Annotated in this window: 12 protein-coding genes and 1 pseudogene; 6 read left to right on the top strand and 7 right to left on the bottom strand. The window is 60.5% G+C overall.

The window, feature by feature from the left end; translation table 11 throughout:
- Nucleotides 1-327: TetR/AcrR family transcriptional regulator (locus SIAM614_RS06080; protein WP_006932891.1), on the bottom strand; the 327-nt coding region annotated here is incomplete at its 3' end.
- A 268-nt stretch (nt 328-595) separates the two neighbouring features.
- Between SIAM614_RS06080 and SIAM614_RS06075 the strand changes: the two genes are divergently transcribed.
- Nucleotides 596-1036, top strand: a complete 441-nt coding sequence (locus SIAM614_RS06075) for a L,D-transpeptidase (RefSeq protein WP_050789333.1) — start codon at nt 596-598, stop codon at nt 1034-1036.
- A gap of 221 nt (nt 1037-1257) precedes the next feature.
- A complete protein-coding gene (locus tag SIAM614_RS06070; RefSeq protein WP_198137264.1) occupies nt 1258-2385 on the top strand; it encodes a transporter substrate-binding domain-containing protein in 1128 nt (375 codons plus the stop codon).
- 84 nt (nt 2386-2469) lie between these two features.
- Here SIAM614_RS06070 and SIAM614_RS06065 read toward each other — a convergent pair whose 3' ends face one another.
- Nucleotides 2470-3369: a LysR substrate-binding domain-containing protein gene (locus SIAM614_RS06065; RefSeq protein WP_006932888.1), complete on the bottom strand. Its 900-nt coding sequence runs from the start codon at nt 3367-3369 to the stop codon at nt 2470-2472.
- Nucleotides 3370-3538: 169 nt separating this feature from the next.
- Between SIAM614_RS06065 and SIAM614_RS06060 the strand changes: the two genes are divergently transcribed.
- The 4 genes from SIAM614_RS06060 (at nt 3539) to SIAM614_RS06045 (ending at nt 7185) form a co-directional block, all read left to right on the top strand.
- Nucleotides 3539-4669, top strand: a complete 1131-nt coding sequence (locus SIAM614_RS06060; protein ID WP_006932887.1) for a TauD/TfdA family dioxygenase — start codon at nt 3539-3541, stop codon at nt 4667-4669.
- Nucleotides 4666-5436: a class II aldolase/adducin family protein gene (locus SIAM614_RS06055; RefSeq protein ID WP_006932886.1), complete on the top strand. Its 771-nt coding sequence runs from the start codon at nt 4666-4668 to the stop codon at nt 5434-5436. Before SIAM614_RS06060 ends, SIAM614_RS06055 begins: the two co-directional genes overlap by 4 nt.
- A 554-nt stretch (nt 5437-5990) precedes the next feature.
- Nucleotides 5991-6584, top strand: coding sequence for a DJ-1/PfpI family protein (locus tag SIAM614_RS06050; RefSeq protein ID WP_006932883.1), 594 nt, complete (start codon nt 5991-5993; stop codon nt 6582-6584).
- Between the two features lie 250 nt (nt 6585-6834).
- Nucleotides 6835-7185, top strand: coding sequence for a ribbon-helix-helix domain-containing protein (locus SIAM614_RS06045; protein WP_006932881.1), 351 nt, complete (start codon nt 6835-6837; stop codon nt 7183-7185).
- A gap of 99 nt (nt 7186-7284) precedes the next feature.
- Here the strand turns inward: SIAM614_RS06045 and mdoH are convergent, their stop codons facing one another.
- From mdoH to gatA, 5 genes and pseudogenes are all read right to left on the bottom strand, one after another.
- The gene (mdoH, locus tag SIAM614_RS06040) at nt 7285-9039 is read right to left on the bottom strand and encodes a glucans biosynthesis glucosyltransferase MdoH (RefSeq protein WP_006932879.1); all 1755 of its coding nucleotides are present in this window, start codon (nt 9037-9039) and stop codon (nt 7285-7287) included.
- A gap of 1 nt (nt 9040) precedes the next feature.
- Nucleotides 9041-9415: a hypothetical protein gene (locus SIAM614_RS06035; RefSeq protein ID WP_006932877.1), complete on the bottom strand. Its 375-nt coding sequence runs from the start codon at nt 9413-9415 to the stop codon at nt 9041-9043.
- Entirely contained in the window at nt 9412-11004 is a 1593-nt protein-coding gene (locus tag SIAM614_RS06030) for a glucan biosynthesis protein (protein ID WP_040439339.1), read from the bottom strand. The genes SIAM614_RS06035 and SIAM614_RS06030 overlap by 4 nt, the downstream gene beginning before the upstream one ends.
- 201 nt (nt 11005-11205) lie before the next feature.
- Nucleotides 11206-12315, bottom strand: a pseudogene (locus SIAM614_RS06025) (NAD(P)/FAD-dependent oxidoreductase).
- Between the two features lie 444 nt (nt 12316-12759).
- A complete protein-coding gene (gatA, locus tag SIAM614_RS06020; RefSeq protein WP_006932867.1) occupies nt 12760-14244 on the bottom strand; it encodes an Asp-tRNA(Asn)/Glu-tRNA(Gln) amidotransferase subunit GatA in 1485 nt (494 codons plus the stop codon).
- Between the last annotated feature and the right edge of the window lies 1 nt (nt 14245).

Raw genomic sequence — 14245 nt, 5'->3', positions numbered from 1 at the left:
GACACCCAGCAGGGCTTCGACAAAGGCGGTCACATGCGCCCGAAACGTTGCCGCGTCTGCCGTGGCGCCGGCCTCGGAGGGAAACTGAACCTGGCTCGCCTGAAAGGCAACGACGGCAGCCAGCAGGCCGTCCCGGTCGCCGAACCACTTGTAGAGGCTTTCCTTGGAGCAGCTTGCCGTGCGGGCAAGACCTGCCGTCGTCAGCGCTTTCTCGCCGCCCTCGACCAGCAGCGTCAGCGCGTGTTGCAGCACCACCTGCTGGCGCGGCGAAAATTCGGGCGCTGCATCCGGGCGGGAGGTGGCAATATCGTAGGCGGTTGCTGGCATTTGTCTGGTCGGGTCGTTGATGAACTGTAGGGAACCGTACGGTACGGTTCGGGTGTGGTTATGGCATCGGCAAGAGGGCAGGTCAAGCGTAATTTTACACCTTTTCGGCGAGCTCTCGTGCCTGGGTAGGGCTCTTGAATACGCGCTCAAAAGCGTCGGTGGAGTAGAAATTTACGCTTACTTCAGGTCCAGCTTGCTTCGGGAAGAAAATGCGGATTAGATTTTTGTATTGAAGTTTGTTGTTTTATTTTTGCTGGATGGTTTTGAAATGTTGACGATCAGAAAACTCGTTATCGGGCCGTTGTTGCTGGTCTTTCTTGTCTTGTCCGCTGTCGGCGCAAGTGCGGCGCCGCGGGTGACAGCCAAGATCGATCTATCCGAACAGCAGCTTTATCTTTACGTCGATGGCCGTTTGCGAAACAAATGGCCCGTTTCAACCGCACGCAAGGGCTATCGTACACCGACTGGAAGCTGGCGGCCGACCCGGCTGGAACGCGATTGGCATTCGCGCAAATACAACTGGGCGCCGATGCCCTATTCGATCTTCTTCCTGGGTGGCTATGCCATTCACGGGACTACCGACCTCAAGCGATTGGGGCGTCCTGCCTCGCACGGCTGCGTCCGGCTTCATCCCAAGAACGCCGCTCATCTTTATAACCTGGTGCGCAAGGTTGGCCGTGCCGAAACGAGGATCGTTATTACACGGTAGCTGCGGGCTTTCCCGCAACGGCCTACTGGAACGCGCCGCGCCGCACCGCGCTTGAGCCGGGCAAAAGGCTTCAAGGCAGGTGGCAGTGCGGGTTGCATTTTCCTACCTGCGGCTGTTCTGACGCCGATTTCCTTCGGTCACAGGTTGCATGCCTCCTGCGGGGCGGCTTACCTTTTTGGACATCTTCTGCATGATTCCCGATGTGCCAAGCGGAGGCAGCCATGACCGCCTGCTCCAAGTCCCGTCAACGTCTCTCTAGTATCCTCCTGTTGTGTCTGTTCATTTTCCTCACCGTACCGGCGATGGGCCAGACGGCGGACGAGGGCGGTGATACGCCGCTGCCGATCAACCCGGTGACAGTGGGTCTCTACATCAGTCCACCTTTCGTCATGGAGGAAGAGCCAGGCGTCTATTCCGGAATGGCGATCGACTTGTGGGAAGCGCTGGCGCACAAAAACGACATTCCGTTTGAATACGAGGTGTTTCCCACTATCCGCAGTCTCGTGGATGCGACCGCAGACAAGTCCATCGGTATCGCCGTTACCAACCTGACGATCACTCGCAAGCGTGCGGACAGGGTCGACTTTACCCAGCCCTGGTTTGATGCGGGCCTGCGCATTCTCGTTCCGGACAGTCAGGGCGCGAGCTTCAGCGAGATCATCACCGGGCTGAGTGAATCCGGTTATCTGAAAGCCTATGGCTGGCTGGCGCTCGTGATTGTTATCGCCACGGCTCTGATGACGTTGTTCGACCGGCGCTTTGACAAGAATTTTCCCCGCGGCTGGCCGGAAGGCGCATCGGAGAGTTTCTATGCGGTCATGTCGGTGGTGACATCGGGCAAGGCCCCCTCGCGCAAGAACCTCTTTGGCTGGCCGGGGCGTATCTGGCAAGCGCTGTGGCTGGTCTGCGGCATTGCAGTGATGGCGTATGTCACTTCGTCGGTGACCAGTGTCATGACCACCCTTTCGCTAACAAATCAGATCAACGGCGTTGCGGACCTGCCAGGCAAGAGCGTGGGTGTCTTCACCGGGAGCGTGGCCGAAGAGTTTGCCGAAGAAGCTGGTTGGTCCGTCCGGTCCTATGACGATATCGAGAGTGCTGTTTCCGCCCTGAGCAACGGTGACGTCGATGCCGTTGTCGGCGATGCTCCCGTCCTTGAGTATTACGCCCACAATCACCCGCGGGCGAATGTCGACGTGGTGGGGCCGATCTTCGAGCCGGACAAATACGGTTTTGCCGTCGCCCATGGCAGCCGCTGGACAAGGCCGCTGACCCTGGAACTGCTCACGGCGCATGAAACCAATCTGATCGAGGACCTGCGCGTGCGCTACTTTGGCGATGAGCGCTAGGGGCGGACCCGTACATTGGAGACGAAATGGTGTGAGGAGAACCAGTCCGGTCAGATGCTTCCGTCTTTAGCTGCGGGTACACACCTAGACCTGCGGCTGCGCGGCAGCCCTCAACCAGTCGACGACCACGGCTGCCGTTTCCCGGTTCCGGCTTTGGTGCGACAGCACGGCGTGATAGGCGTTGTCCGGCTGAAGTCGCGGCAGACCGGCAGAAACCAGCAGGCCTTTTTCGACCTGATCGCCGGTGATCGAGCGCCAGCCGAGCATGACACCGTGTCCGGAGATGGCTGCCTGGGTGGCCTGGACATAGTTGGAGAACCTTAGTCCCTTGGCGGAGCCTGCCGCTTTCTGGTGCGTGCGCGCAAGATAGTCCGGCCAGGAGAGCCAGCGCCGATCGCTGGTGTCCACATGGATCAGAAAGGCGGTGCCAAGGTTGCCGTCGTCGCTCCTTATCCGTTCGGCCAGGGACGGGGAGCAGACGGGCTCCACGGTTTCCCGGAACAGAAGATCCACCGTGCCATCGTCCCAGCGGCCGTCACCGTAGCGCATGGCGATATCCGTACCCTGACCAAGCCGGGGCACCTCCTGCTGCGTGGTGTGAACGTTCACCGCGATGTCCGGATGGTCGATGTAAAAGGCCTCCAGACGCGGCATCAGCCAGTAGGTGGCAAAGCCGATGGTGCATGCAACGGTGACGGAGGCACCGGCCGGGTCGGTGAGCGCGCGGATGTCGTTCAGCGCTTCACTCAGCCGTTCCGTGTTCTCGATAACAGCCTTCAGCAGGATTTCGCCGGCTTCCGTAAGGCCCGAGGGGCGCGTGCTGCGGTCGATCAGGGCGGCGCCGATATGCTCTTCCAGTTGGCGCAACGCCTGGCTGACCGCCGACATGGACACATTGAGTTCAGCCGCCGCGGCCTTGGTGCCACCAGCGCGTTGAACCGTCTCGAAAACGGTGAGCAGCCTGAGCGGAGGAAGCCGAAGCATGTGTCCATCCAAGTTAAGTGAATGCTTAATTTAAGTTTCGATTTTATCGCCTTTTCAAATCGGTAGCGCAAGAGCAACTTCATGAAAGCTATTTGGAACGCTGGGCCTTTCAGTGATGCGCGCAAGGCATCTGAAGGGCCGTTGAACTAAACTTAGAAGGACGGATCTAATGCTTGGAACAGGTGATGCGGGTGTATTGCTTCAGGAAAAGGGGCTCGATGTACCGCTGAGCAACGGACAAACCGCCTACTTCAATTACTACTGGCTGCGCGACAATTGCCCGAGTTCCTTCGATCCGGAAACCCGGGAGCGGGTCAACGACATCTTCGCTCTGGATGAAGCGCCGAGGGCAGCTTCCGCGGCCATCGTCGGCGGTGATCTGGAAATCGCCTGGGCCGGCACCAACGACGTCTCCCGTCTGCCGCTGTCGCTGCTCTCGGCTTACTCCGCCGGCGAAAAACGGCCGGACATCGCGAACCTGCCGCGTGAACCCTGGTATGGCGATCACTACGCCAAGATGGCGCGTTTTTCCTATGACGAGGTCATGGAAGATACCGGGCGCCGGCGCGACTGGGCCAAGGCGATGCTGACCGACGGTGTTGCGCTCCTGACCGGTCTGCCGGATACGGATGAAGCGCTCACCGATACCGCCGGCCTCATCGGTTACGTGCGACCGAGCTACTTCGGCTTGACGTTCGAGGTCAAAACCCACATCAAACCGACCAACCTTGCCTTTACCTCCAAGGCGCTGCCGCTCCACACGGATCTGCCGGACGAGGATCTGGCGCCGGGCGTGCAGTTCCTGCACTGCCGGGCCAATACGGTGGAAGGCGGCAACAGCATCTTTGTCGACGGGCTGGCGGTCGCGGAAGATTTCCGCAAGGCCTATCCTGAAGACTTTGACCTTCTGGTCAACGTGGACGTGCCCTATTTCTGCGAGCATGACACCTTCGACATGCGCTCCCGCCAGCGGGTAATCGAGCTGGATGAACACGGCAATATCTCCGGTGTCACGATCAGCCAGCACCATGCCGATATCTTCGACATGCCGCAGCATGAGCTGGACCGCTACTATCCGGCATTCTGCCGCTTCGGCCGGATGATGCGGGACAAGAAGTATCTGATGCAGTTCCGTCTGAATGCGGGTGAATGTATCGTCTTCGACAATCACCGCATCGTGCATGGCCGGGCCGCCTATTCGGCAACCAGTGGCGAACGGCACCTGCGCGGCTGCTACACCGACCGGGGCGAACTGCGCTCCACTTACCGGATCCTGTCCGGGGAAGGACGGTTCAAATGAGTGTTGTGACGGACGTACGCTTCGGGGCGGACCCGGACCGGCAAAGCGAACAGGCCCTGCGTGAGGATCTCGCAGCCGTCTTCCGTCTGGCTGTGAAATTCGGCTGGAGCGAATCCGTCGGCAATCATTTCAGTGCGGCGGTTTCCGACGACGGGTCGAAGTTCCTGATGAACCCGAAGTGGCGCCATTTCGCGGAAATCCGGGCCAGCGACCTTCTGCTGCTCGATGCCAATGACGACACGGTGATGGCGAGCGAAAATGCGCCGGACCCGTCCGCCTGGTGCATTCACGGCACGGTTCACCGGGCCAATCCCAAGGCGCGGGTGCTGTTTCACTGCCATCCGCCCAATGCCACGGCACTGGCGACGTTGCAGGATCCGTCGATGAAGCCGATCGATCTGAACACGGCCCGCTTCTTCGGCAAGGTCGCGGTCGATCTCGGCTTCGGCGGCATGGCCGACGAGGCGGAGGAGGGCCGGCGGATTGCCGAAACGCTGGGCGAAAAGCCTGTTCTGGTGATGGGCAATCACGGGGTTTCGATCTCTGCCGTCACCGTCGCCGAAGCCTTCGAGCATCTCTATTTCTTCGAACGCGCCGCAGAAACGCTGCTGAAAGCCTATGCCACTGGCCAGCCACTTGCTGTCATGTCGGACAATCTGGCCGCCAAGACGGCCGCCGAATGGGAACCCTATGTCGGCATGGGCTATGCCCATTTCGACTACTGGAAGCGTGATCTCGACCGGAGCGAGCCGGATTATCGGGACTGATACCTGCACATTTCGACATGCTTTCGCCTCTCCAGTCTGGGGAGGCGAAATGCGTTCAGCGCCACTCTCGATGTCGCCCGGGCGAGCGACGCGAGACCCGGGGCCCCCTCGCAAGGCACATTGCTGAGGCCTGTGAGTGGATTGGATAAATGTGCTCCAACTCAATGATCTCTCTGAAAATGAGTGGCCCGGGATCTCGCTGCAATCGTTCGGCTGACATCGGAGGCAGCAGCTCGCCGTCATTCCGGACAGCGGGGTGCATGGCGGCATCGCGTGAGCCGGAATCCAGATGTCAGCGCGAGCTTCAGCGAGCTCCTAGTCATGGGTCATCTCTCCAATTTTGAGCAGGAGCGGCTTTGCCGCAAGTTATGTCCGGGTTCGGGATCAGCGTTCGGCTTCCGCCTCACTTGTCCGGATTGACGGCCGGACAAACGTTCCTGCCATGGGCCGCCGAAACAGCAGAAATTCGCCCTGTAGTAGCGACCTAATACCCGTTGGAGCCTGCTGCCTGCTAGCCTTCCTTCATCGCTATTTGCCACGCTGGAGGACGAAGCATGAGTGCGAAGAAGATCCTGATGATCACGGGTGATTTCACCGAAGATTACGAGACCATGGTGCCGTTTCAGACGCTGCTGGCCATGGGATATACGGTCGACGCGGTTTGCCCCGGCAAGAAGGCGGGCGACACGGTTGCCACCTGCATCCACGATTTCGAAGGCGACCAGACCTATTCCGAAAAACGCGGCCATAACTTCACGCTGAATGCCACTTTCGCCGAGGTTGACGTTGCCAGCTACGATGCCCTGGTAATCCCGGGTGGCCGGGCCCCGGAATATCTGCGGCTTGACGCGGCTGTTCTCGATGCCGTGAAGCATTTCATGGATGCGGACAAGCCGGTTGCCGCAATCTGCCACGGAGCGCAGATCCTGACCGCTGCCAAGGTCATCGAGGGCCGCACCGTATCGGCCTATCCGGCCTGCCGTCCGGAGGTGGAACTTGCCGGTGCCACCTATGCCGATATTGCCATTGACGGTGCCGTGACCGACGGCAACCTTGTCACCGCTCCGGCCTGGCCGGCCCATCCGGCATGGCTGTCGCAGTTCCATGCGGTTCTGAGCGGCGCAGCCGCCGGCTCCATGGCTGCCTAAGGCAAAAGGTGCGGGCCAGTCGATTGGGCCGCACCGCCAATTCTCCCCCTGTTTTCGTTTTGAGAAAGCGCCAGAGCGCTGTCTGGAAGGACGGCGCTGCAAGCTCCCGGGGGGGGCGCTGGTCATGCCATGTCTGACCTCTTTCTCAAAAGAGAGAAGGGGGCTAGGCTATGGCCGAGCAACGGACGTTGGCGCGCCTTGCGAAGTTTCGGGGTCTTCGCTTGTCCCCTGACGAACCGGAGGAAGCATCATGTGCAAACTCTTCATCGAAGCAGATTCCACGCTTTGGGAAAGCACGACAAAGTCGTTGCGCATCGATGGCATGGTGACATCGGTGCGGCTGGAAACTTTCTTCTGGAAGGTTCTGGACGAGATTGCCGGACGGGACGGCATGAATGTGGTGCAACTGATCACCAAGCTTCATCATGAAAGCATCGACGCGGGACACGACCTCGGGAACTTCACGAGTTTTCTGCGGGTGTGCTGCGGCCGCTATCTGGCGCTGCAATTGTCCGGCGATGTGCCGACCGACAAGCGCCTGCCGATTGCAGGCCTTGATGCAGACGGCATTCTGGAAGCCGAGACCGGCCGTATGCACTGAGGCAAGCGGCGGAGTGAGCGCAGTCTTTTTTCCATCGTCATCCCGGCCAGCCGGAACGACGATGGAAAGATAGGTTTTGGAACCTGGTGAAACGCTTGTTCAGGCTGCGGCTTTCTGTGAAAGCGCAAGCCGCATGTCTTCGGCAACCTCTACCGGGGCAGCTTCTGTCGGAACCTGGAAGAGGCCCAGTTTTTTCGTCACCTTGCCCAACATCACCGAGGCGGTCATCCAGACCAGCAAGGGTGCGACCACCAGCGGCAGAGCAACAGGCAGCAGCCAGTAGAACATTTCCGGCGCATAGCTGTGCGAGAAGGCGATGGCGCCGGCGCCTGCAATGCTCATCCACCACGTGGCGGAAAACGCCGCCGAGATCGGCAGGGACCCGTCATCCCGATCGGCTGTCGGCCAGCCGCTGTCGGCCCCCGTCAGTACCTGAAACACCGAACGGCAGTGAAACATCATGTGGATCGGCGCAAGGATCGAGGTCAGCAGGATTTCCAGTAAGAAGCTGATCAGGAGGCGCACAGGGCCGCCAAAGTCCGCCGAATTGCCGCCAAGGAGCGCCCGTGCCACCAGCAGGAGCTTTGGCAGGATGAGCAGTGCCACCAGACCGAACAGCAGGGCAAGCGCTGTCGTCGTTTCCGGATGGGGAAAGACCGGGAAGGGAGAGTGCCCGTCGAAATAGACGGGGGGCGGCGCCACCAGCGGAGCGGCAAGGCTTGCCAGCAGGAAGACGCACCAGATCGGCGAGGCAAGATAGGCGAAAACACCTTGCAGGATCGAAATCCGGCTCCAGAAACGGAAACGGGGGGCCGCCAGAATGCGGCTGTGCTGCAGATTGCCCTGGCACCAGCGCCGGTCGCGCTTGGCGTAGTCGACCATATTGGCCGGCGCTTCCTCGTATGACCCGGTGAGGTCCGGATCGAGATGAACCTTCCAGCCATCCCGTGCCAGTAGCGCGGCTTCGACGGTGTCATGGCTTAGGATATGACCGCCGAAGGGCGGTTTGCCGGTGAGGGGGGCCATGCCGCAGGCGGCAGCAAAAGCGCGGGTGCGGATCAGGGCGTTATGACCCCAGAAGGTTCCTTCCTCACCCTGAACCGCTGCGAGTCCGCGCGCGAAATAAGGGCCGTAGAGACCGGTCGCGAATTGCAACAGGCGGCCGAACAAGGTGGAAAGCCCGATGATCTGCGGCAGCGATTGCAGCAAACCGAGGCGCGGATCGGCTTCCATGCGCCGGACCATCTCCAGAATGGTCTTTCCGTCCATCAGGCTGTCGGCATCAAGCACCAGCATATATTCGTAGGCACCACCGGACGTCGTCAGGAAATCGGCGATATTGCCCGCTTTGCGGCCGATGTTCTGCTCACGCCGCCGGTAGAACAGGCGGCCGCCGGCATTCTGGCGAACGAGCAACTGTTGGTAGGCGCGCTGCTCCGCCTCGCCGACGTCGTCTTTGGTGGTGTCGGACAGGACGAAGAAATCGAACCGGTCTGCCGCAGGCAGGGCGGCAACCGATTTCATGATGGCCTCCAGGCGGGCGAACACCGGTCCGGTGGCTTCGTTGTAGATCGGCAGGAGAATGGCGGTGCGGCCTTCCGGAAGATTGACGCCCGTCGATCTTTCCTCGGGCGGAAACAGGATGCCGAAGAGGGCTATGCATCCACCCCAGGCCAGCCAGAACGAGGCGACTGCCATGAGCGCGATGCGGATGATGTCCAGCCAGTCGAACCCGTCCGACTGGACAACGATGGCAAACATGTAGGATGCCCCTGTGGTCAGGCACAGGGCGATCACTGCCATGGCCAGCCGCCGAAAGGCCGTCGACCAGGCTTCGGGGCCGGCCTTCTTCATGTCAGCGATCCTTGGCTGGAACCGGAACGCGCTTCAACTGCGGAGCCAAGGGCTGCAAGGCCCGATGCCACAGGGCAACGAGCGGCGCAAAACGAACGGCCAGCGGCGGGTTGAGATCATGCTGCGGCATTTCCAGCCCATGGCGGGGGGCTGGCACCGGCAAGGTCCTGATGAAGGTCTCCCGGTCCTGCGGCATGGCGGTGACGTGGTTGATACCATGCCGGGCTGCAGGCGAGCTGGCGAGAGCGGACAAGAGCACGTCGTCACCAAGGTCTGGGCGCTTCAGGACAGACCGGATTTCGTCAAGCAGATCGCTGTCGGCGAAAAGGGCGGCCGTAGTGGCCGTCTGATGATCGATACTCACATGCTGTGTCATCTGTTCCCACTCCACTGATACATCCAGGTTTCCGTTACATCCGCCCCATCCAGTTGCAGGGCGAGGATGAACTCCACCGGTATTTCCTGATCGTCCCGCGCGATATCGAGCACGGCACGCCAACTGCCGCTTTCCAGACGCTGGACGAACTGGTGTTCCACCTTGCCGTTCTGCAGCGTCAGTCTTGCCGTCAGAGGAGCGTCCGCCCCCATGTCAGCCAGATTGCCACCGGCAAATTCCACGACGAATTTGCGCAGTTTCGGATCCGGATCGGAGGCGGCCGCGCCACCATGCCCTGTGCTGGTCGCGATCACCTGTGCCAGCTCAGTGCCCGGTTCCGGTTCCCGGCCCCAGATCACCCGATAGGCGAAACGGTGCTCGGAGCCTGCCTTGGCGCCGTTTTCCGGAACCCAGCAGGCGACGAGGTTGTCGTAGATCTCTTTTTCGGCCGGGATCTCCGCCAGCATGACCTGGCCTTTGCCCCAGTCGTTGACCGGCTCGATCCAGAGTGACGGACGGCGCTGATATTTTGCTTCCGTATCCTGGTAATGATCGAAATCCCGGTCCCGCTGCAGCAGGCCGAAGCCGGCCGGGTTCTCTTCGTTGAAGAACGAGAGGGCAAGCTTCTCCGGATTACGGGCCGGGCGCCACAGGCGCTGTCCGTTCTGGCGCAGGATCAGCAGGCCGTCGTTGTCGTGAACTTCCGGACGGTAGTCGTCGAAGGTCGTGCGATCGTTCTCGCCGAACAGATACATGGACGTCAGCGGTGCGATGCCGAGACGTTCGACATCGTCGCGCAGGAAGATGCGCGCGTCGACTTCCATCACCGTGTTGATGCCCGGTTTGATGGTGAACTGGTAGGCGCCAGCGACGCGCTCGCTTTCAAGCTCCGCATAAAGCCGCATTTCAGCGGCGCCGTCCGTCGGACGTTCAAGATAGAACTTCGTGAAGCGTGGGAACTCCTCCGGTCCGGCGATGGCGGTGTCTATCGCAAGTCCGCGTGCGGACAGGCCGTAGACGTTGCCCTTGCCGAGCGCCCGGAAATAGCTTGCCCCCAGGAACACCGCCAATTCGTCGAAATATTCCGGCGTGTTCAGCGGGTGGTGCAGGCGGAATCCGGCGATGCCCGGCAGGTCCACATCCTTGAACTTCTCCGGATCCAGCGGCTCACGGTATTCGAAATCCGCGCCGGTGAAGTGCAGCTCGCTGATCTTGCCGTCGACAATCTCGTAAAGTTCCACCGGCTCCTTGTAGAGCCAGCCCGGGTGGAAGGCTTGCAGTTGATAGTTGCTGCGGGTGTCTTTCCAGACCGACCTTTCGGGATTGAAGCGTATGGCCCGATGCTGGTCATAATCGAGCTTGGCGAGAATCTCGGGCAGGGCCTGGACATTGGGGCTAAAGGCGTTGCCTGCCTTTTCCTTCATCCGCTCGACGAGTGCCGCAAAGTCGAATTCTTCGCCCGCCGCAAAGGATCCGCCCGATTGTGCAGGTGCGGTATTCTCTGCAGCGAATGCAGCGCGCAGATTCGCGCTTGCCAATGCGCCGGCCGCAAGGGCCGTTGCCGATAAAAACGTGCGTCGATTGATCACGACGATTGGTCACCTTGTTGAAATTAAAGTGTTCTTTGTGGTTCGTTTGTTGAATGAGCACGCGCACTGAAGCAATTTTATGGAGAAATACGGTCCAAAAAATGGCATTCCTGTGCAGCGCAGCATCGTACGCCTGTTTGGTTGTTTTTCAAACGCCCAAACTGCGGGTTGGTTTCAAAATTAATCGGAAAAAGATGCAACCTAGGATTCGGTTGCAATCATTTCGGCTACATAATCAGCAATTGCCATTGCCGAAGTCAGGCCGGGGGATTCGATTCCGTAAAGGGCGACCAGGCCTTCAAGTCCGTGGTGCGCAGGGCCGTCAATGCGGAAGTCTGCGGCGAGTTCCCCGGGGCCGGATATCTTGGGCCGGATGCCGGAATAGTCGGGCACCAGCACACCGTCGGCAAGGTCCGGCCAATAGCGGCGGATGGCAGCGTAGAAACGTTCACCGCGGGCCGGGTCGACCCGGTAGTCCATCGTCTCCACCCATTCCACATCCGGTCCGAAGCGCGCCTGGTGCTGCAGGTCGAGCGTCAGGTGAACACCGAGCCCGCCGGGCTCCGGCACGGGGTAGATGAGCCTGGAAAACGGTGCCTTGCCCTGAAGTTTGAAATAGCTGCCCTTTGCAAGATAGGCGGCAGGAGGGTTGGCACCTTCCAGCGCAGACGCCAATTGAGGCGCGCCGTGGCCCGCCGAAAGGATCAGCTCCTTGCAGGTAAGGGCGTAGGTGTCGGCCCCGTCCGTCTCGGCATGTACCCGGTACCCGCCCTGTTCCAGGAGTTCCAGCCGTGCGACCCTGGTGTTCAGCACAACCTGGCCGCCGTTTGCTTCCAGCCCGCCCTGAAGAGCGAGCATGAACCCGTGACTGTCGACAATGCCGGTGGAGGGAGACTGCAGGGCGCCGGTGCAGGCAAGGTCCGGTTCGGAGCGTTTCAGGCTGTCCCTGTCCACAAACACGAGATCTGAAACGCCGTTTTCCGCGGCTTTGCGCCGGATTGACTCAAGTTGCTCCAGTTGATCGTTATTGGACGCAACGATCAGTTTGCCAATGCGCTCGAAACCGACGCCGTTCTCGGCGCAAAACCGGTAAAGCTGCTCCTTGCCTTTGACGCACAGACGGGCCTTCAGACTGCCTGCCGGGTAATAGATGCCTGCATGGATGACTTCCTAATTGCGGGCGCTGGTCTCCGATCCGATGAGGCCGTGCTGCTCCAGAACCATCACCTCACGACCGGTCAAAGCCTGTGCACGCGCAATCGCAAGCCCGACGGCGCCAGCGCCGATGACGATGGTTTCAAGGTCATGCATGGTGTTGCAGGTTATCCTGGTCGTGCGTTCGTTTCTTTGTTGGCCCGTCATGCCACGGCTTGGCCCAGACGTCGATGCTGGAGTTGCGGGTGGGCACAAGGGCAAGGAACTCAAATCAACAAACGTCGGCTCTGCCCTGGATTGAAACTCATAATTCTTTTCCCGTCATTGCCGCCTCGACCCGGCAATCTATCCCGTTCGGGTGCGGAGCAACGAGCATCGGTGAATTAAATCGATAGGTGCGGCATGGCTGCCATGGTCGAGCCATGGCATAACGGTGGAGGGATGTTTGCTCCACTCCAGTTTGCAACCTGAAAATGTTCTTGAAGGGACTGCCGGCACAAAGCGGCAGCGATGTCATGGTCAGGCGGTGACGGACCGGAGAAAATCAGGTGTGCAGCCCCGGGCCGATGAACGGTCCGGGGCGCATATCAACAAACGGGATCAGCTCCACCAGGCTTCCGGTGCGAAGGAGCCTGCGGCGTCTTCGATGACCTGGCCGACCTGGAACAGCGTGCTCTCGTCGAACGGTTTGCCGATGAGCTGCAGGCCGAGCGGCAGGCCATTGTTGTCGAGGCCGGCCGGAACGGAAATGCCCGGAAGACCGGCCATGTTCACGGTCACGGTGAAAATGTCGTTGAGGTACATTTTCACCGGATCGGAATGAAGGTCCTGGTCGGCAACACCGAATGCGGCCGACGGGGTTGCCGGGGTCAGGATGGTGTCGACACCGTTTTCCCAGGCAAGGTCGAAGTCGCGCTTGATGAGCGTGCGAACCTTCTGGGCTTTCAGGTAATAGGCATCGTAGTACCCGGCAGACAGAACGTAGGTGCCGATCAGGATACGGCGCTTGACCTCTTCGCCGAAGCCTGCGGCGCGGGTGTTCTCGTACATCTCAACGATGTCCTTGCCAGGAACGCGCAGGCCATAGCGCACGCCGTCATAACGGGCAAGGTTCGAGGACGCCTCCGCCGGTGCCACGATGTAATAGGCCGGCAGGGCGTATTTGGTGTGTGGCATCGCGATGTCGACGATTTCTGCGCCGGCATCCTTCAGCCAGTCGATACCCTTCTGCCACAGGGCTTCAATGTCAGCGGGCATACCCTCCAGGCGATATTCTGCCGGAATGCCGATCTTCAGACCCTTTACCGACTTGCCGATGGCAGCTTCATAATCCGGCACGGGCAGATCCACCGAAGTGGTGTCCTTGGCGTCGACGGAGGCCATCGACTTCAGCATGATGGCGCTGTCACGCACGGTGTGGGCGATCGGGCCGGCCTGGTCGAGCGAGGAGGCAAAGGCGACGACGCCCCAGCGCGAGCAACGGCCATAGGTCGGCTTGATGCCGACGGTGCCGGTGAACGCGGCCGGCTGACGGATGGAGCCGCCGGTATCGGTGGCGGTGGCACCCATGCACATGCGGGCGGCAACGGCGGCAGCCGATCCGCCGGAAGACCCACCGGGAACCAGATCCTGGTTGGAGCCCTTCTTGCGCCACGGGTTGATCACGGGGCCGTAGTAGGAAGTTTCGTTGGAAGAGCCCATGGCGAACTCGTCCATGTTCAGTTTGCCGAGCATGACGGCACCGTCGGCCCACAGGTTGGACGTGACGGTGGATTCGTACGCCGGCTTGAAGCCATCCAGAATGTGGCTGCACGCCTGGGTGTGCACGCCCTTTGTAGCAAACAGGTCCTTGATGCCGAGCGGAATGCCTTCCAGCGCACCGCCTTCACCCTTGGCGAGCTTGGCGTCGGAGGCCTTTGCCATGTCGCGCGCCTTGTCGGCGGTCACGGTCACATAGGCGTTCAGTTTTTCGTTGGCTGTCTCGATGTTCCTGATGAAGGCATCGGTCAGTTCCAGGGACGTGTAGTCCTTGTTCTTCAGGCCTTCACGGGCCTCGGCAATGGTCAGTTTGGTCAGATCGGTCATG

Source organism: Roseibium aggregatum IAM 12614, assembly GCF_000168975.1.
In the GTDB taxonomy this organism is placed as follows: domain Bacteria; phylum Pseudomonadota; class Alphaproteobacteria; order Rhizobiales; family Stappiaceae; genus Roseibium; species Roseibium aggregatum.
The sequence above is the reverse complement of the archived record's forward strand: the minus strand, read 5'-3'. Positions and strand labels throughout refer to the sequence as shown.